The organism is Verrucomicrobiia bacterium, assembly GCA_035629175.1.
Taxonomy (GTDB): domain Bacteria; phylum Verrucomicrobiota; class Verrucomicrobiia; order Limisphaerales; family DASXHY01; genus DASXHY01.
This window is the reverse complement of record DASPIL010000045.1, coordinates 1-17,624: the sequence shown is the minus strand read 5'-3', so window position 1 is coordinate 17,624 and position 17,624 is coordinate 1. Positions and strand designations below refer to the sequence as shown.

The 17,624-nt window shown below is 57.4% G+C and carries 16 protein-coding genes; 6 read left to right on the top strand and 10 right to left on the bottom strand.

From position 1 onward, the window contains the following. The first annotated feature begins 25 nt into the window (after window positions 1-25). On the top strand, window positions 26-1,153 hold the full coding sequence (locus VEH04_07475; protein ID HYG22604.1) for an ABC transporter permease: 1,128 nt from the start codon (window positions 26-28) through the stop codon (window positions 1,151-1,153). Window positions 1,154-1,228: 75 nt separating this feature from the next. On the opposite strand, the gene VEH04_07470 is transcribed toward VEH04_07475, so the two are convergent. Beyond that, complete coding sequence (locus tag VEH04_07470) at window positions 1,229-1,810, bottom strand: YlbF family regulator (protein HYG22603.1); 582 nt, start codon at window positions 1,808-1,810, stop codon at window positions 1,229-1,231. Between VEH04_07470 and VEH04_07465 the strand changes: the two genes are divergently transcribed. Beyond that, the gene (locus VEH04_07465; GenBank protein HYG22602.1) at window positions 1,802-2,275 is read left to right on the top strand and encodes a hypothetical protein; all 474 of its coding nucleotides are present in this window, start codon (window positions 1,802-1,804) and stop codon (window positions 2,273-2,275) included. The genes VEH04_07470 and VEH04_07465 overlap by 9 nt on opposite strands. Before the next feature lie 37 nt (window positions 2,276-2,312). Here the strand turns inward: VEH04_07465 and VEH04_07460 are convergent, their stop codons facing one another. Then, the gene (locus tag VEH04_07460) at window positions 2,313-3,971 is read right to left on the bottom strand and encodes a hypothetical protein (GenBank protein HYG22601.1); all 1,659 of its coding nucleotides are present in this window, start codon (window positions 3,969-3,971) and stop codon (window positions 2,313-2,315) included. Between the two features lie 348 nt (window positions 3,972-4,319). Between VEH04_07460 and ppdK the strand changes: the two genes are divergently transcribed. Further along, window positions 4,320-7,067: a pyruvate, phosphate dikinase gene (ppdK, locus tag VEH04_07455; protein ID HYG22600.1), complete on the top strand. Its 2,748-nt coding sequence runs from the start codon at window positions 4,320-4,322 to the stop codon at window positions 7,065-7,067. Window positions 7,068-7,356: 289 nt separating this feature from the next. Here the strand turns inward: ppdK and VEH04_07450 are convergent, their stop codons facing one another. Further along, window positions 7,357-9,342, bottom strand: a complete 1,986-nt coding sequence (locus tag VEH04_07450) for a YjhG/YagF family D-xylonate dehydratase (protein ID HYG22599.1) — start codon at window positions 9,340-9,342, stop codon at window positions 7,357-7,359. An 87-nt stretch (window positions 9,343-9,429) separates the two neighbouring features. On the opposite strand from VEH04_07450, the gene VEH04_07445 reads away from it, so the two are divergent. After that, window positions 9,430-10,299 carry a fumarylacetoacetate hydrolase family protein gene (locus VEH04_07445; protein HYG22598.1) on the top strand — a complete coding sequence of 290 codons (870 nt, stop codon included), beginning with the start codon at window positions 9,430-9,432 and terminating at the stop codon, window positions 10,297-10,299. 6 nt (window positions 10,300-10,305) lie between these two features. On the opposite strand, the gene VEH04_07440 is transcribed toward VEH04_07445, so the two are convergent. Genes VEH04_07440 through VEH04_07430 form a run of 3 tightly spaced genes read right to left on the bottom strand, consistent with a single transcriptional unit; the run spans window position 10,306 to window position 12,047 of the window. Further along, window positions 10,306-10,614 carry a DUF167 domain-containing protein gene (locus VEH04_07440; protein ID HYG22597.1) on the bottom strand — a complete coding sequence of 103 codons (309 nt, stop codon included), beginning with the start codon at window positions 10,612-10,614 and terminating at the stop codon, window positions 10,306-10,308. Beyond that, window positions 10,611-11,180, bottom strand: a complete 570-nt coding sequence (locus VEH04_07435; protein HYG22596.1) for a pseudouridine synthase — start codon at window positions 11,178-11,180, stop codon at window positions 10,611-10,613. Before VEH04_07435 ends, VEH04_07440 begins: the two co-directional genes overlap by 4 nt. Window positions 11,181-11,231: 51 nt before the next feature. After that, entirely contained in the window at window positions 11,232-12,047 is an 816-nt protein-coding gene (locus VEH04_07430; protein ID HYG22595.1) for a type II secretion system protein, read from the bottom strand. Between the two features lie 63 nt (window positions 12,048-12,110). Here VEH04_07430 and VEH04_07425 point away from each other — a divergent pair, with 63 nt between their 5' ends. Both VEH04_07425 and folB read left to right on the top strand, forming a co-directional pair. Beyond that, on the top strand, window positions 12,111-13,232 hold the full coding sequence (locus VEH04_07425; protein HYG22594.1) for an NUDIX domain-containing protein: 1,122 nt from the start codon (window positions 12,111-12,113) through the stop codon (window positions 13,230-13,232). Window position 13,233: 1 nt separating this feature from the next. After that, on the top strand, window positions 13,234-13,581 hold the full coding sequence (folB, locus tag VEH04_07420) for a dihydroneopterin aldolase (protein ID HYG22593.1): 348 nt from the start codon (window positions 13,234-13,236) through the stop codon (window positions 13,579-13,581). 4 nt (window positions 13,582-13,585) lie between these two features. On the opposite strand, the gene VEH04_07415 is transcribed toward folB, so the two are convergent. The 4 genes from VEH04_07415 to VEH04_07400 all read right to left on the bottom strand — a co-directional run. Continuing rightward, the gene (locus VEH04_07415) at window positions 13,586-14,032 is read right to left on the bottom strand and encodes a CBS domain-containing protein (protein ID HYG22592.1); all 447 of its coding nucleotides are present in this window, start codon (window positions 14,030-14,032) and stop codon (window positions 13,586-13,588) included. Window positions 14,033-14,242: 210 nt separating this feature from the next. Next, entirely contained in the window at window positions 14,243-15,073 is an 831-nt protein-coding gene (locus VEH04_07410) for a glycosyltransferase (GenBank protein ID HYG22591.1), read from the bottom strand. Between the two features lie 1,628 nt (window positions 15,074-16,701). Next, window positions 16,702-17,106: a hypothetical protein gene (locus VEH04_07405; GenBank protein HYG22590.1), complete on the bottom strand. Its 405-nt coding sequence runs from the start codon at window positions 17,104-17,106 to the stop codon at window positions 16,702-16,704. Window positions 17,107-17,200: 94 nt separating this feature from the next. After that, a partial coding sequence (locus tag VEH04_07400) for a transposase (protein HYG22589.1) occupies window positions 17,201-17,624 on the bottom strand: 424 nt, incomplete at its 5' end.

Here is a 17,624-nt window from a genome sequence, read left to right as displayed (position 1 = left end):
TTCCAGCGCGAAGCGGGACAACAGCATGAAGCGCATTTTCGACATCGGCCACACGGACGCCCGTTTATTTTTGAAACACAAGGGCTCGTGGATATGGCTGTTCGTTGTGCCGCTGGCGTTTGTTTATTTCATGGGCTTCGCGGCGAGAGGGCCCGGCCGCCCGTGGAATCACACGCCTCCCGTGCTCGTTGAGAATGACGACACAAACTACATGAGCGCCATTCTCATGGACGAAATGGGTTCACAGAAAATGTGGCTGCTCAGCCCGACGAATACGGAAGCTGCTGCGCGGGTCATTCGCATTCCGGCCAGCTTCACGGACAATGTCGAGAAACTCGAACCCACGAAGCTGCAATTTCTTCAAAGGAATGATTCAGGCGAGGCGGACACGATGCTGATTGAGGCCAGGCTCGTTCGTTCATTGATCGCATTGAACGGACACCTTCTCGAAGCTGCCACGCTTTCGAACGGGCCGGTCTCCGAGGCAGCCCTGCGCACAGTCATGACGCGGCCGGATCCAGTGACGCTGGACGCGCGGTTCGCTGGACGAAAGCCCACGCCCACAGGCTTCAACTTCTCGCTGCCTGGGAATCTTGTGATGTATCTGATGATGAACCTTCTGATCTTTGGCGGGACAACGATCGCGGCAGAGCGGCGCAACGGGGTCATTCGACGGATGATGGTGCATCCTGTTCGGAAGCTCGAACTGCTCAGCGGGAAAATCTACGGGTTGATGCTGCTGGGCGCGGTGCAAATCGCGGTGTTCCTTTTGCTTGGAAAACTGGTGTTCAAGGTGAACCTGGGTGCGAACCTTCCCGCGGTAACGGTTACGCTTTTCATGTTCGCGTGGGTGGCTGCGTCGCTCGGCGTGCTGGTCGGATCGTTGAGTGTTGCGGAGGATCGGATCACCGGCTTGTGCGTGCTTGCGGCGCTGTTGATGGCGGCGATCGGCGGATGCTGGTGGCCGCTGGAACTGGGTTCTCCGACACTGAGAACGTTTGCGCTGTTCACGCCTACGGGTTGGGCACTCAAGGCACTGCATCAGCTCATCAGCTTCGGCAGCGGGTTTTCCGCGGTCTGGATGCCGCTGGGTGTGCTTGCGGCGTTTGGCGCCGCTGCCAGCCTGCTTGCGGCCCGATTTTTTCGCAGCTGAACTGTTGAGTTTTAATGATGCCCATGAAAAAGGCGCCGGGATTTTCCGGCGCCTTGCGAAAGAATGGGACGTCGATCAGTGATGATGGTGATGACCGTGTCCGTGGTCGTGATCGTGATCGTGTTCACCTTCACCATGTTCACAGCCGCAGCCGTGACCGCAACTGCCTTCTTCGAAATCCGATTCCACAGGCATACGGCCGAGCTCCAGCGTTTTGCTGACGAACTGGTTTACAGTTTCGTGGATCTCGTGCAGTTCCTGCTGTGCGTCGAGGAATCCGCGGGCAACGGGGTTGTTCAGCAATGCTTCCCGATCACTCTCGAAGGCTGAAATTTCGTCGGGATTAAGCTGCTGGGACTTTTGCTGCTTCTGCTGCAGCGCCTGGCCCTTGGACATCAGGCTTTCGTACTGCGTGCGCGATTTCTCGTCAGAAATGAAGGTCTCGATCGCCTGGCGCGCGGCCCGCGTCTCGGGCTGGTCCAGAATGGCCTGGCAAAGTTCTTTGGTCTTCTGCGTGATCAGTGTTTCTTGAGTTGTTTGCATATTAAATCCTGACACGGGGCAGTTGCCATGGCGGGTCAGCGCCTTAAGTAAACACAGCAGACTATTGAACGCAAACGAATGTTCTGCAAGACTCCGCGGCAGGATATGAATCACTCCATTCTCGTGAAAGCTCTCGCTGGATCCGCTTGGCCGACGGCCATTCTACGCCTGCTCGCCCTCGCATTTCTCATCACCAGCGTTTCCTGCGCTTCCAGTCGACGGTATGTGCAGCCGCAAGGTTCTGCCGATCGGCTTGCCCTCCTGGAGGCCCACATTCCGGTGCGGATCGCGTCCATCGACGGAGCCAGCACAGTTCCGTGGAAAAAGATCAAGACCCAGCAGATTTACATCACCCCAGGCCGCCACATCATTGAAGTTTACTATGCCGGAACCACTAGTGACATCGAAGAGGAGCTCGGGGAAGTCGATCGCGGCACGTATCCCGTCATCTCGACGCGGGTGATGTTGCCGTTGAATGCGGCACCCGGCGAGACTTATCAGATCGCCTACAACCTGGACCGCCATCTTGGCAAGGTCCGCGTCGAATTCTTCATACCGATGTTCCAGCCGTTGCCCTGAATTTTCGAGGGCAAAGCTGCGTGAAGAAGAATTGCGGCTAGAACCACGCCAGCTCGAGTTTCGCATCCGCGCGTTTCCAGGCGTTTTCAAATTCGCGTCGGACGCTCTCCGCGGTTTCGGATTTGTCCTGAGCACGAAGGCTTCGTTCCAGCCCGAGCAGGCCCCACCCGTTGCGCGGCCAGAGCTGCAGGTCCTCGCGAAAAACTGCTTCGGCTTCGGCCGGCCGTCCTGCGCGCAGGAGCACCGCGCCGAGAGCGGGTCGCACTGGCACAGGCCAGAACGACGGTTCCATGTAAGGCAGGGCGTCCTCCGCTTCAACGGCTTTGCGGAGATGCTCCACTGCCTCAGCCGTCTTTCCTTGAGCTTCGGCAACTTTTCCCGCGAGCCATTCGTCAGCGACTGCGAGAATTCCGGCGGCTGGGAAGGTGGGCAGGTCCAATGCCTTGGCGGTTTCGCTGCCTCGCAATTTTGAGAGTTCAACGTGTTCGCGCGCAGCATCGCCGGGCCGGCCGGACGCGGCGAACGCCAGGCCGCGGGTGAAATGCCACATGGCGCGATCGATGAGAAAGTCGTTCGTGGCGGGCGGTTGCGGAACCTTGAGGATTTCTTCCCATCGGCCAAATCGCGCCTGCGTCAGGGTGGGGAGATGCCGGAATCGCGGGGCTTCCAGAACCTGGTTTGGTCCGCAATAATTCTCGCGCGCCAGGGTCTCCACCTTTTTCGCGGCTTTGATGGCGTCGGCGCTGCGGCCTTGGAAATAAAAGGCATACCACAGGAAATGCTCGTTGTGCGGATAATAAACACCCGGATAAAATCCCTGGATTGCGCAACTCTGGATGTACGAGCGATCCGCCTTGATCGCGCGGCGATTCGAAAGTTCGGCATCCTCGTATTGCCCGACGCGCACGTAGATGTGCGAGGGCATGTGCAGCAGATGTCCCGATTGCATCACGAGTTCGCTGAGTCGATCTGCTGAAGGCAGGCCGAGTTCCGGCTGCGGGCCGGCTTCTACTGCATGAATATAATAGTGCGTCGCGCCGGGATGGTTGGGATCGCGCTTGATGACGAACTTCAAAGCCGCAAGCGCTTCTTCCGTCTCGGGCTTGGGTGATCGATCCTTCAACCAGTAATCCCAGGGCATCGTGTCCATGAGCGCTTCCGCGAAAATCGTTTGCGCGTCCAAATCATCTGGATATTCCCTCACCACGTTGCGCATCGCGGCGGCGAATTCCTTGTCCAGGGCAGCACGATCTTCAGTGAACTCCGGCGTGTAGCGCGTGGCCATGGCTTCAATCAGCGCGCGTTCAATCGGCGCGGCTGCCGCCTTGAGCGCGACGGCATTGGTGATCGCGCTCCATGCACGGCCATGGTCCTCGGCCGTCATGGGACGGTTCACATGCGGCCCGCTGGCATAGGCAATTCCCCAATGGGCCATCGCGCAATTCGGATCCGCCTTCAGAGCGCCCCGAAATGAACGAACAGCTTCCGTATGATTGAACCCGTAGCAGAGCGTCAGCCCCTGATTGAAATACCGCTGCGCGAGTTTAGACGCGGTTGTGACGGTCCGATGATGGCGGCCCATGCCATCGAACAACGGCGCTGTGGACTTCTCCGCGGCAACGGCGATTGAAGAAGAGACGCTCACGGCAGCCAGAGCGACCGCGAGAGCCGGCATATATTGCATCAGGTTTTTCATACTCCAATGAGATCTGGACACAACGCGAGCGGGGCGAGACATCCAGGGTGGCGCGCACTATAACGAAGCAGCCAGCGATGGAAAGCCCTGAGTTGAAGTTTTTTGCAGGTCAAATGCGCGGATAAAATGGGGAGAGTGGCTGCAAATGCCGGAAGCAAATGAATGGGTGAAGCCCGAATAGGTGCCCGATTTTGGCAATGTCTGAACCTCTATTGGTTTTCGATCATGAATCATTAGTTTTGCTCCACTCGTCCGTTGACACCCCCCCTGCCTTTGTTATCGTCCAACGCGTTTCTGCGGACTATTCCTCCGGCGGAATCAACAGGTCGGATTATCGATATCTAATTTATGGCTAAAGCAACGAAATACGTTTACTCGTTCGGCAACAAGAAGGCTGATGGCGACGGCTCAATGAAACCTCTGCTGGGCGGCAAGGGGGCGAACCTCGCGGAAATGACGCGGATCGGTTTGCCTGTTCCTCCAGGCTTCACGATCACCACCGAAGTCTGCACGTACTATTACCAGCACAAGCGGACGTACCCGAAGGAACTCCAGGGACAAATGGAGGCGGGAGTTGCGAACATGGAGAAGATCATGGGCACGAAGTTTGGCGCCACCAGCAGCATGCCGCTCCTCGTTGCCGTCCGCTCGGGCGCGCGTGATTCGATGCCCGGCATGATGGACACGATTTTGAATCTCGGGTTGAACGACCAGTCCGTGGTCGCGCTCGAGAAAGCTACGGGTAACGCGCGTTTTGCCTGGGATTGTTACCGCCGCTTCATCCAGATGTACGGCGACGTCGTCCTCGGGGTGCAGAAGCGCGAGGGCGAGGATCACGAACCGTTTGAAGTCGTGATTCACACGTTTAAGCACGAAAAATATCACGAGGATGTCGAAGACTCGAAGCTTTCGGCCGAAGACCAGCAGGAACTCGTCAAGCGCTTCAAGGATCTCGTCAAGGAACGCACAGGCCGGCAATTCCCCAACGATCCCTGGGACCAGTTGCGCGGAGCGGCAGGCGCCGTGTTTGGATCGTGGATGAACGACCGTGCCATCGTGTATCGCCGCAAATACAACATCCCGACCGAATGGGGAACCGCTGTGAATGTTCAGGCGATGGTGTTCGGCAACACCGGTGACAACTCGGGTTCGGGTGTTGCATTCACGCGCAATCCTGCAAATGGAACAAACGAGTTTTACGGAGAATTCCTGATTAACGCGCAGGGCGAGGACGTTGTCGCCGGCGTGCGGACTCCTGAGCCTGTGATCAAGCTCAAGGATCACATGCCGAAGGCGTACGAGGAATTGCTCAAAGTGCGCGCGATCCTTGAAAAACATTTCAAGGATGTGCAGGACGTTGAGTTCACGATCCAGGATGGCAAGCTGTTCATGCTCCAGACCCGTAACGGAAAGCGCACCGCGATGGCCGCGCTGAAGTTCTCGATGGACATGGTCAAGGAGAAGCTCATCGATTGGGAAACTGCGATCATGCGCAACCCGGCCGATCAGCTCGACCAGTTGCTGGCTCCTGTATTCGACCTCGTTGATGTGAAGAAAGCCAAAGCGATCGCGACGGGTCTTCCTGCCGGTCCTGGCGCAGCGTCAGGCAAAGTTTACCTCAATGCTGATCGCGCTGCTGCAGCGGCGGAACGTGGCGAGAAGGTTCTCCTGGTCCGCAACGAGACTTCCCCCGAAGACTTGCGGGGAATGATTGCGGCCGAAGGCATCCTCACTGCAAAAGGCGGCGTCAGTTCGCACGCGGCACTCGTCGCCCGTCAGATGGGCAAAGTCTGCGTCTGCGGCGCGAGCGCATTGGAAATTGATTACGCCGCCAAGACCGTCAAGGCTTCGGACCAGACGTTCAAGGAAGGCGACTTCATGTCCATCGATGGCACGAGCGGCACGGTTTACGGCGGCCAGTTGAAGACTGCTCCTTCGGAAATCATCACGGGCCTCCTTCAGGGCGACACCACAGCGCAGAACACTGAGAAGTTCAAGAGCTTCCTGACGTTGATGAAATGGTGCTCGAAGGTCACACGCCTGCAGGTCCGCACGAACGCGGACACCCCGGAGCAGACCGAGAACGCGCTCGCGTTCGGCGCCACGGGCATCGGGCTCACCCGCACGGAACACATGTTCTTCGAAGGTGATCGCATCGATGCGATGCGTGAAATGATCCTTGCGGAGAATTCCGAGGATCGCAAAAAGGCGCTCGCGAAATTGCTGCCGTATCAGCGCGAGGACTTCACTGGAATCTTCAAGGCACTCAAAGGATTTCCCGCAACCATTCGCTTCCTTGATCCGCCGTTGCATGAGTTCGTGCCGCACGAAGCAAAGGCGCAGGCGGACCTTGCCAAGAAGCTCGGTGTCTCAGCCGACAAGATCGCCAAGCGCGTCAATGCCCTGCACGAGTTCAATCCGATGCTCGGACATCGAGGATGCCGCCTCGGCATTGCGTATCCCGAAATCACCGAGATGCAGGCCCGCGCGGTATTCGAGGCGGCTGCGGACGTCATCAAGCAGAAGATCAAGGTGAAGCCTGAAGTGATGATTCCGCTCGTGGGTTTCAAGAAGGAATTGGACCTGCAGGTGGAGATCGTCCATCGCGTCGCGAAGGAAGTCATGGCCGAGAAGAAGGTCAAGTTTGATTACCTCGTGGGCACGATGATTGAAGTGCCGCGCGGCGCCCTCACGGCTGACGAAATCGCGCAAACCGCGCAGTTTTTCAGTTTCGGAACCAACGACCTCACGCAGACGGCGCTCGGAATCAGCCGCGACGACATGGGTTCATTCCTCATGCCTTACGTCGAGAACGAGATATTCAAGAAGAATCCGTTCGCAACCCTGGATCAGGTCGGTGTCGGCCAGTTGATGAAGATCGCCGTGGAAAAAGGCAACTCCAGCCGTCCTGGAATCAAGCTGGGAATTTGCGGCGAACACGGAGGTGATCCTGAATCCGTGAAGTTCTGTCATCGAATTGGATTGAACTACGTGAGCTGCTCGCCCTATCGCGTGCCAGTTGCGCGCCTTGCTGCAGCACAGGCTGCGATCGAGGACAAACGCAAGGCGGCTTCCAAGCCTGCGAAGAAGAAGTAAGCCGAACGCAGCGCTGAGTCGCTGCTGAACAATTCACAGCCGCTTCAGAAATTCTGAAGCGGCTTTTTATTCTGCCGGAGCGCCGACTTGCAGTGGGCTTACGACGATCGAAGAACCGATCGCGCTCAAACGCCAGATACCACAGCGCGCCAGAGCCGCAACCAAAACGGGAAAAGGGAAAACGGGCGGAACACACTAATCACGCGAACAAAAGCCGAACTCGTCCAAAAACGGCGAAGACGAATTTGATCCGTGAAGGAGGCGGGGATCAATACGGATGCGTGTTGCGCTACGTAGCACGGGTTCGTTGCTGCAGCGCAGCGCGTCCCGCTTCAAGCTGTTCAATGATCCGGGTTGGATCGTAAACGCAACCTGCCCACGTTCCGCCGCTGCTCAGTTGCAGCGAGGCCCACAGCTGTGTGTCCTCTGGAAGCGCAGGATGCGGCGACAGGTCACCGCGCGGGGCGCGCTTCGCCAGGATGGTTGCGCCTTCCTCAGCGCTGAAGCGGCGTTCGCCTTCCCCGACCCAATCAACGGCTGCTTCACCGCGACGACGATCTATGTGGACGCGGATGATATCGCCATCGATGACCTTGCCGATGGGTCCGCCCGCAAGGCCTTCGGGGCTGATGTGACCGATGCACGCTCCTGTCGACAGTCCTGAAAATCTGGCATCGGTAAGAATAGTGACATGCTTCCCAAACGGCAGGTGCTTCAACGCGCCGGTCACCTGGTAAGTCTCCTCCATGCCTGTGCCCATCGGCCCAATCCCCGCAAGCACCAACACGTCGCCCGCCTTGATTCTTCCCTCCTTGATGGCGGACATGGCGGCCTTCTCAGAGACGAACACTCGCGCTGGACCTTCGTGGCGATACACGCCATCGGGGCTCACGACGGATGGATCGATTGCAGTGGCCTTTACCACGGATCCTTCAGGCGCGAGATTTCCGCGGGGAAAAACCAGGGTGCTCGTCAGGCCGCGCGCACGCGCCTGGTTCGGCGCAAAAATAACTTCATTCGGATCCACACCATCATGTTGCTGCAACAGTTTCCGGAATTCAGTCCGGCGGCTGGACTTCTCCCACCAATCCAGATTCTCACCGATCGTTTTCCCCGTGACGGTGAGTGCATCGAGGTTCAGCAGACCCAAGGCCCGCAGGTGCAGCATGACTTCCGGGACCCCGCCTGCGAGGAACACGCGCACTGTGGGATGGTGAATCGGACCGTTAGGGAGAACACTCACGAGGCGCGGCACGCGGCGGTTTACGGCAATCCAATCCTCTACGGTTGGAATTGGCAGGCGCGCGGCGTGTGCAATCGCTGGAATGTGAAGCAGAAGATTGGTCGATCCGCCAAATGCCGCATGCAGAACCATGGCGTTCTTGATGCTGGCCGCCGTCAAAATGTAGCGCATGGCCAGGTTGCGCGCGGCGAGCGAATGCACCGCGCGGGCTGAACGCGCTGCCATGTCGAGCCACACTGATTGGCCCGAAGGTGCAAGAGCAGAGTGGGGGAGTGATAAGCCGAGCGCTTCGCCGACGACCTGCGACGTTGCTGCTGTCCCGAGAAACTGGCACCCGCCGCCGGGTGTCCCGCAGGCGCGGCAACCCAGTTCCGCCGCTTCTGGCAGAGAGACTAATCCGTGCGCGAATCGCGCGCCGAGCGTTTGGACCGTTCCTGCGTCTTCAGCGCCATCGGCAGGCAACGTCACGCCGCCAGGAACCACCACAAATGGAAGGTCGTGCAGCCCAGCCGCAGCCATGAGCATGGCGGGCAATCCCTTGTCGCAGGTTGCAATTCCGAGAACGCCCGAGCGCAAGGGCAGGGAGCGGGCCAGTCTTCGAAAAAGAATCGCGGCTTCGTTTCTGTAGGGCAGGCTGTCAAACATTCCAACTGTTCCCTGTGTGCGACCGTCACACGGATCGGAACAGAAGCCCGCAAACGGGACCGTTTTGAGTTTTCGAAATTCTTCTGCTGCGGCTTTGACGAGCAACCCGATTTCCCAATGGCCTGTGTGGTATCCGAGCGCGATCGGTTTGCCGTCGGGCGCCCGCAATCCTCCCTGCGTGCTCAGGATAAGGAATTGTTTGCGGCCAAGCTCGGATGGATCCCATCCCATCCCGGCGTTCTGCGTCATGCCGAACAGATCGCCGCTCGGGCTGTGCAGCAGCATGTCCTCAGTGATGGGCAGGCTCCCGCGCGGACCCGGCGCGCAGGTCTGGATCTGAAAAATCTCAGCCGTGCCCGAATCGAAAATGGTTTCGTCTGGGTTCATTGCGCTGGGTGCGGCGGCGCAGCAGCCCGTCTGGGCAGGATCATGGCGCGAGTTTGCTTGCCGACACACAGCAACGTCAATAGTAGTATGCGCGACCCGCTTATGAATATCTGCCGTTTTGCACATCGCGATTGCGTTCACATTGGGCTCGTTGGTGAAGACCTGGTGGTGATAGATCTCGCGCCCGCAGGAATAACAGAACTCACGCCGTTGCTTGAAGATGCACGGTTGGCGGCGTCGTTGAGCCGCATGGAGACGAAGGCGTTTCCGCGCATGCCCCTTTCGGAGGTCAAACTGCTGGCCCCCGTCGAACGCCAGGAAATATGGGCCGCGGGCGTCACTTACCTGCGCAGCAAGACGGCGCGCATGGAGGAATCAGAGTTCAGTGCGACTGCCTATGACAAGGTCTACGCGGCGGAACGCCCCGAGTTGTTCTTTAAATCGGTCGCCGAAAAGGTGGTGCCGTGCGGGGCGCCTGTTGGAATTCGCGACGACGCCACGTGGAGTGTGCCCGAACCTGAGCTGGCGCTCGTGTTGAATTCCCGTGGCGACGTGGTTGGACACACCATCGGGAACGACATGAGTTCCCGCGACATCGAAGGGGAAAATCTGTTGTACCTGCCGCAAGCGAAGATCTACGAGCGATCCTGCGCATTGGGACCATGGATCACGCTGGGAGCCGACGAGGCAACAGCGCGCGAATGGAAAATTGGGATCGAGATTCGGCGTGCGGGCAAGATCGTTTTCGCAGGTGAAACATCGGTCGGACAAATCAAGCGCACGTTCAAGGAACTCGCCGGGTTCCTCTTTCGCTGTCAGAAATTTCCAAATGGGGCGGTCCTGTTGACGGGAACGGGCGTGGTACCGCCCGACACCTTCACGTTGCAGTCTTGCGACGATGTTTCGATTCGAATCAGCGGGATCGGCTTGCTCCAGAACGCAGTGATGCTCGTTTAATTGAAATCAGGCGCAGGCGCTTCGCAGCGACGGTAGCACCTGTTCGCAAGTGAAGTTGTGCAGTTTGATTGTCTTGTGGCGCGAGGTATGTCCGCGCACCAGCTCAATGCGTCCTCGCGAGCAGTTCAGACGTTCTGCCAATAATTCGATCAACGCCTGGTTCGCTGCCGCATCGACGGGTGGCGCGGTTACCTTGATTCGCAATTCTTCGCCCATGGGATCGCCGATTTCATTCTTGGAAGCACGCGGCTGCAATCGAACGGCAAGGAGCACGCCATCCTGATGCGGCTTGAGATAGCGGGGAAGCTCGCTCATGCGTTTTTCAAAACCAGGCGCCGTTGTTCGGTGTTGAGTGCGATCCAGGTTCCGGCTTTCAGGGCGCCCAATTGGAATTCTCCAATTCTCACTCGCATCAGCCGCAGCGTCGGATGGCCGATTGCGGCGGTCATTCGGCGCACCTGCCGGTTTTTTCCTTCAACTAACTCAAGACTCAGCCAGCATGTCGGAACGTTCTTGCGAAATCGAATTGGCGGATTGCGCGGTGGCACCTCTGGTTGCGGCTCGAGAATCCGAACTTCACAAGGCAGCGTGCGCCGGCCCTGGATGGTCACTCCGTGGCGCAGCGTTGCGATGCCTGCCGCGTCGGGAACGCGTTCAACCTCAACCCAGTATTCCCGTTCGTGTGCATTTCGAGGATGAAGCAGTTGCTGGTTCAACTGAGGTTCGTCGCTCAGCAGCAACAGGCCTTCCGAATCCGCATCGAGCCGGCCGATCGGATAAACGCCGCGTGGAAAATCAAACTCGAAGAGCGGGCGGTTCGGCGACCCGTCAGGCGTGAATTGGGACAGAACTCCGAAAGGCTTGTTGAAGGCGATCAGCATGTGACAGCGTTGCGAAAAATATCTGAAACGTGAGGGTTCGATCCAGCACGTTCAATTATTTCCGACTCCCTTGATTGCATGCTGCAATCGGCGGAGATCAGCGATGTCCTCGGGTCCGGTAGAATGCTGCCCGATCTGCAGGTTCTTCTTGGGCGCCTGCCATTTCCAGCGTTCCGCATGGCCATCAGCGAAGGAAAGGGTGGTGCCGTTCTGATGGCGGTCCGACGGGATATCGAGCCAGTAATTCGCCCAATACGATGAAGGCGGCATCACGCCAAACGTGGAATCCCAAATCGCGTTTTCATGCGTGTCGATGAAGACGAACAGCGTGGTGGGATCCTTGATTTCATGGCTCTTGCGGAAGTAATCGGCCTGCCGGCAGTTGATGCTGTTGCTCATGTTGTAACTGCGATTTCGCAATTTGTCGGGATGGTCGCGCACTGTCGACAGGTCGGCGGGACAACGATAAATGGCCGGGCTGCGATTGTAGGTGAACAGGATGGAAGTGGTCTCGTTGACAGGTTCAGTGTCGAGTGGCGCGAGCGAACGGCACCAGGTGGTGCTATCCTCGCCCAACTGCCCCCCGTTCGTGGACCCAATCGAAAAGAAATACACAAAGTTGTTTGGAGGGAGGATGCCTTGGTTGTCATGGGCGTATTGCGCCCAGCAGATCTGCAGCTGGCGCAGGTTGTTCAGGCAGGAAACTGTGCGGGCGCGCTGCTTTCCGCTGCTCAGCGCAGGAAGGAGCAACCCGGCCAGGATGGCTATGATTGCAATGACAACGAGGAGTTCGATGAGCGTGAACCCGGCGGATCGTCCAGAAGAGCAACGCCCAGGACGTTCAACGTTCCGCCGCAACCGGTTCATACTGGCGGACTATAACCTAGATAAGTTGTTCTTCAATGGCGAACCTTGGCTTCGGTTTTTCCGATGGCTTTACTGGACGGCATTCGCCCCTACACTGGCAGGGTGATCCGCAACATTATTTTCGACTGGTCGGGCACGCTCGTGGACGACTTGCCGGCAGTCTGGAAAGCCACGAACCACGTGTTGAACCAGGCGCAATGCGCGGAGATGACCCTCGACACGTTTCGCGCCGAGTTCTGCCTTCCATTCACGCTCTTCTACGACAAGCACACTCCGAAGGTCCCGCTTTCGCAGCTGGAAATCTGGTACAACTCGGAATTTCCGAACGTCCAAGGCTCGATTTGCGCGCTGCCGCATGCGCGCGAGTTCCTCCAGTTCTGCCGCGCTCGCAATCTCAAAACGTTCATTCTCAGCGCCATTCATCCAGACCATTTCGCCGTTCAGATGCAGAGCATCGACTTCAACGGCCTGCTGGATGAATGCTTCGTCGGCGTTCGCGACAAGCGCCACAAGATTCATGAAATCCTGAGCAGCCACGCACTGGCGCCCGACGAGACGCTGTTCATCGGTGACATGCAACATGACATCGAAACCGCAGTGCACGGCGGCGTGCATTCCTGCGCAGTGCTCACGGGCTACAACACGCTCGAGCAGTTGCGCCAGGCCAAGCCTGATTTGATCGTGGAGCACCTGGGCGAGTTGCAGCACATTTTGGAGCGCAACGACCTGCGACTCAAACCCGATGCCAAACCTTTCGAGGAACTTCATGGGCCGATTGCAACCGTCGGCGCGCTTATCTTTGACGAGCAGGGGCGTGTCCTGATGGTCCGCACACACAAATGGTCGGACCTCTGGGGAATTCCTGGTGGCAAAATCAAGTGGGGCGAGCCGTCCATCGACGCTCTGCGGCGCGAGATCAAGGAGGAGACCGACCTGACGATTGACGATATCCAGTTTACCGTCGTCCAGGATTGCATCCATTCACGCGAGTTTTATCGGGATGCGCATTTCATCCTGATGAACTACACATGCAGGTGTGTGGGCGAGCCCCGGGTTCGGCTCAATGATGAGGCGCGCGAGTTTCGATGGGTCACGCTGCAGGAAGCGTTGGAAATGCCGCTAAACCAGCCAACGCGCGTCCTGGTTCTCGCGGTGCGGGAACAAATGAATTCTCAAAAGGGTTGATATGGCAAGAATCAGTATCGTGGATCTCGAAGTTTTTTTTAATGTGGGCGTCACTGACGAGGAGCGCGCGCAGCCGCAACGCCTCCTCATCTCAGTCGACATGACCGCCGACATTGCACAGGCCGCAGTGTCGGATCGCGTGGAGAAGACGATCAATTACTTCGAAGTCGTGCAAGAGATCATCCGCTACGGCGAAGGCCGGAGCTGGAAGCTGCTTGAAAGACTTGCCAGCAACGTGGCGGATTTGATTCTCACCAAGTTCAAACCGGATGACGTGACGATCGAGGTGAAAAAATTCATCATACCGCAAACACGGTATGTGTCCGTCACGCTCGCGCAAAGGCGGTGAAGCCTTACGCAGAATAGCCGGTTATGTAGGTTTCCAGCTGGTGGATCGTGCTCGTCTGCGCAGAGATGATCCAGTTCACGAGGTCGCCGATGGAGACGATTCCCTTGACTTCGCCACCCTGCACGATGGGCAGATGGCGGACGCGATTTTCAGTCATCAACCGCATGCAATCCTCCACCGAATGATCCGGCGTCGCAGTCGTGACTTTGTCTGTGGTGATCTCGCGCACTTTCAATTCCTTGGAGGATTTCCCTCGGAGCGCGACTTTACGAGTGTAGTCGCGTTCAGAGAGAATTCCGACCAGCTGTCCATTCTCCATCACCAGCAAAGCGCCCACGTTCTTGTCTGCCATGATCTGGATGGCATCGAACACAGTGACATCGGGTGACACGGACCAGAGTTCAGTTCCCTTGTTGCGGAGGATTTCGTTGATGGTGCCTGTGGGGATCATGGGTCGCCTCGGGGTTGGTCAGCCGAACCTGCAATCCACCCGGTACCCCATCGGGGAATTCCGGAACCTCTGGTTGCGCCTGCTCATGGAACAGATTTGTTCGGACCTGAATTGCTGCCACACTATCACCCGACCTCGAAAAAAACAGAAAAAGTTTTGCGTCGATCCTGCGCCATGTTGTTCGGGAGAGGGGCTGGGGGAGAGGGTGCGTTACCGAACCGTCTCGTACTTGCGATCCTTCAAATCGCGGAACAACGATTCAAACCAAAGCCGTGTCCACATCCAAACCATCCGGCCGACGCCGCGATGCTCGTATCGCCGCATTGAAGTCACTGCAACAGCGCGGCTGATGCAGGCATACCGCCCAAATCTCTCCAGCCGCTTGATCAATTCGCTATTTTCCCGCACTTCGAGATTCTCCCGAAAACCGCCCAGCTTCATGAAGTGACGCCGCCAGCACAGGATCACTCCGGAACTTCCATGATGCAGGGACGTCCGATGAATCAGGTTCTTGACGCCGTAGATGATTCGATAGGCGAGACGATCGGAATCCGGCTTTCCGCGAATGGTTCCAGCGGCATGACGCCTGGTAAACTTGTGCGCGATGGTCTTGAGCGCGTTCGGATCGAGCAGCGTGTCCGCGTCGAGGAATACAAGCAGTTCTCCTTTGGCCATGCGCGCGCCAAGATTTCGGGCGACACCCAAGCTCTTTTGCGACAGCACAACAAGGCGATCACACGCGTCGCGGGCGGCATCCTCCGTACGATCGGAACAGCCATTGGCGACAACGATCACCTCGAAGTTTCGGTAACTCTGGCGTTTCAGGGCGTCGAGGGTATGGCGCAAGTAGTGTTCCTCGTTGTGAGCTGGAATGATGATTGAGATTCTTGGCGCGAGGATTTTTCGGCGCGCGATGCGCCTGCGGCTGAAAGCCCCGCGGTTTTTACTGCGCGGCAGTTGCAGCGCAGCCCCGGTCACCCTTCCCACGATCTCCATGATATCCATGTGAGCAAAGTTCTTTAACAGCGTCGTATTCGCCATCAGGCGTTTCCCTATGCAGGAATGCCCGCAGGCACCCATTCCGAAGTGCGGCGAATTTACAACGAGACCCGGCCTTTGGGCAGCAAAATGTCGCGCGGCCCCGGGGCCTCAATCCCGCGGTTCAGAAGAAGCCAATCCGTTCCGTCCTTCAGCCGCGCGGTGCAATCGTGCGGGGATGCCGTCGACGAGAGCTATGTGACGGTGCGAACATCGTCGCAAGGATCCAAAACATTTCCATTCGCGTTCCAAACCATCCCAACGGGATTTCAAAACTACGTCGTAAAGTTCCAGATTGTGGATCCAGTGTTCCAGATTCGCCTTCCGAGGTTCAAGATCGGCCCTTTGCGATTTCAGATCCTATCGGGAGCGTTCAAGATCGAGCCTGTAGGAGTTCGGATTAACGCATTGCGGTTTCAGATCGTTGCGTCGCGAGTTGCCACGATCCTCTCGGCTTGCAGATCAAAGCTGTAATGTTCGATATCCAGCCTCAAAGATTCTGAATACAGGCTGCAAGCTGTTAAATCAGCGTCGCATGGTCTCAAACAACCGACGCAGGGTTCCCGATCAGCTCGACGAAGTTCCAGATTCCAAGTTCAAGCGTTCAGATCGTTGCAGCAGGTTTCCACGGGCGGTTCGTGGCGCGCCGTATCATGTCCGACATGACACCTATTTCATCAGCTCGCTTCAGAGCAACTCTGCAACCTTGGGAACTGCAGTTCCTCCCACTCAAGAACCCTTCGAAGCCATGGCAACCACGCATGGACACAGCGCGGCAGAGCCGCAATCAAAACAGAAAGGGTGTAAATGGATTTCTGCGAATTACGCGAATTTTCACGAACTGAAGGGGCGAAACTTTATTTAACCACGAATCACACGAACCACACGAACGGAGAGCCGCGGAAATGAATCCAACCCTGGGTGGACACGGATCCGGATGCAGCCTCCTCTGCCATTTCTCTGCTACCTCTGCGTGCTCCTGTTAAACGTCTTCACTCCGTCTCCTACGGCGCAGAGTTGCTCAACCGCGCGCAAATGACACGGATTCGGGAAGGGGAACTTTAACCACGAATCACACGAACCACACGAACGGAGAGCCGCGGAAATGGAATCCAACCCTGAATGAACACGGATCCGGATGCAGCCTCCTCTGCCATTTCTCTGCTACCTCTGCGTGCTCCTGTTAAACGTCTTCACTCCGTCTCCTACGGCGCAGAGTTGCTCAAATGCGCGCAAATGACACGGATTCGGGACGGGGAATTTTAACCACGAATCACACGAGCCGCACGAACGGAGAGCCGCGGAAATGGAATCCAACCCTGGGTGGACACGGATCCGGATGCTGCCTCCTCTGCCATTTCTCTGCTACCTCTGCGTGCTCCTGTTAAACGTCTTCACTCCGTCTCCTACGGCGCAGAGTTGCTCAACAGCGCGCAAATGACACGGATTCGGGACGGGGAACTTCAACCACGAATCACACGAGCCGCACGAACGGAGAGCCGCGGAAATGGAATCCGATCCTGGGTGGACACGGATCCGGATGCAGCCTCCTCTGCCTTTTCTCTGCTACCGTTGCGGGCTCCTGTTCAATGTTTTTCCCGTGCCATTCTCTTTATACACTCAGCCGTGGCCTACTTCCCAGGCTTCACAATCTGAAATCCCTTCCCCGCCGGAATCACTTCGCCGCCTGCCAGGATGATCCGTGTGAACACAATATCCGTTTTCTCGAACAGGGTGTCTGCGGGAACGGTGATGAAGAACTCCACCTTCTTGTCTACCTGCAAAGGTGGCCGTTCCCGTGTCCCGCCAATCACCCATTGGGTCTTTTGGTGAACCACTTTCCCGCCGGCCTCTTTCAAGAACACGACCGCCCGCGCCGACTCCACAGCTTTTCCGAAGGTGTTGTGCATCGTCAGCTTGATCACGGACGAACCGCCGCTGAGTTTCGGCTCGGCGACCGTGACAGTCAGCGAGGCGCCTGCGCTTCCGCAGAATAGAAGCGCGGCGAGAAATCCAAAGATAATGCGAGTCTTCATGAAAGTTTACATTCCTTCGCTAAAACCAAATCGTTATTGTCTCGTGTCGCAGAGACAACGTTTTGGAACAGAATGAGATGCGCACAATTCCGTTTCAATCCATGGCCTTGCAGGCGTTTTCTGGCCCCGTTCTTGCCTTGTAAGGGATGCATTCATCTTTCAGCAACCACCCGGTTTCCGTCTCCTCAACCTCCAACTCACGCCGTGTTTGAATCCGCGGTTCGACCGCCCCCACGAACTCTCTGCTCCCGACTGCCAACGCCTGCGTCCACCATGGTTCGCGCGTCATCCGGTCCTGAGCAATTCGCTCCGCAACACTCTGCTCCAGATTCTTCCGAACCTCGTTCACATCCCCTGTTTGCAATCGCCAGCACAACCGATCCACATCCACAAGCCGATAACGTTTTCGTGCGCCCATGATTTCCCTGTAACCCACCCATTCCCATTCTCGCGGATGCTTCACAACTCCGCAGCGCACCATGTTCATTTCGATATACACCAGGCAGCGCCACAGATAC

Coding starts and splice junctions, on each gene's coding strand:
- VEH04_07475 (HYG22604.1), top strand. CDS start 26: ATGAAGCGCATTTTCGACATCGGCCACACGGACGCCCGTTTATTTTTG.
- VEH04_07465 (HYG22602.1), top strand. CDS start 1,802: ATGAATCACTCCATTCTCGTGAAAGCTCTCGCTGGATCCGCTTGGCCG.
- VEH04_07460 (HYG22601.1), bottom strand. CDS start 3,971: ATGAAAAACCTGATGCAATATATGCCGGCTCTCGCGGTCGCTCTGGCT.
- ppdK (HYG22600.1), top strand. CDS start 4,320: ATGGCTAAAGCAACGAAATACGTTTACTCGTTCGGCAACAAGAAGGCT.
- VEH04_07450 (HYG22599.1), bottom strand. CDS start 9,342: ATGAACCCAGACGAAACCATTTTCGATTCGGGCACGGCTGAGATTTTT.
- VEH04_07445 (HYG22598.1), top strand. CDS start 9,430: ATGCGCGACCCGCTTATGAATATCTGCCGTTTTGCACATCGCGATTGC.
- VEH04_07440 (HYG22597.1), bottom strand. CDS start 10,614: ATGAGCGAGCTTCCCCGCTATCTCAAGCCGCATCAGGATGGCGTGCTC.
- VEH04_07435 (HYG22596.1), bottom strand. CDS start 11,180: ATGCTGATCGCCTTCAACAAGCCTTTCGGAGTTCTGTCCCAATTCACG.
- VEH04_07430 (HYG22595.1), bottom strand. CDS start 12,047: ATGAACCGGTTGCGGCGGAACGTTGAACGTCCTGGGCGTTGCTCTTCT.
- VEH04_07425 (HYG22594.1), top strand. CDS start 12,111: ATGGCTTTACTGGACGGCATTCGCCCCTACACTGGCAGGGTGATCCGC.
- folB (HYG22593.1), top strand. CDS start 13,234: ATGGCAAGAATCAGTATCGTGGATCTCGAAGTTTTTTTTAATGTGGGC.
- VEH04_07415 (HYG22592.1), bottom strand. CDS start 14,032: ATGATCCCCACAGGCACCATCAACGAAATCCTCCGCAACAAGGGAACT.
- VEH04_07410 (HYG22591.1), bottom strand. CDS start 15,073: ATGGCGAATACGACGCTGTTAAAGAACTTTGCTCACATGGATATCATG.
- VEH04_07405 (HYG22590.1), bottom strand. CDS start 17,106: ATGAAGACTCGCATTATCTTTGGATTTCTCGCCGCGCTTCTATTCTGC.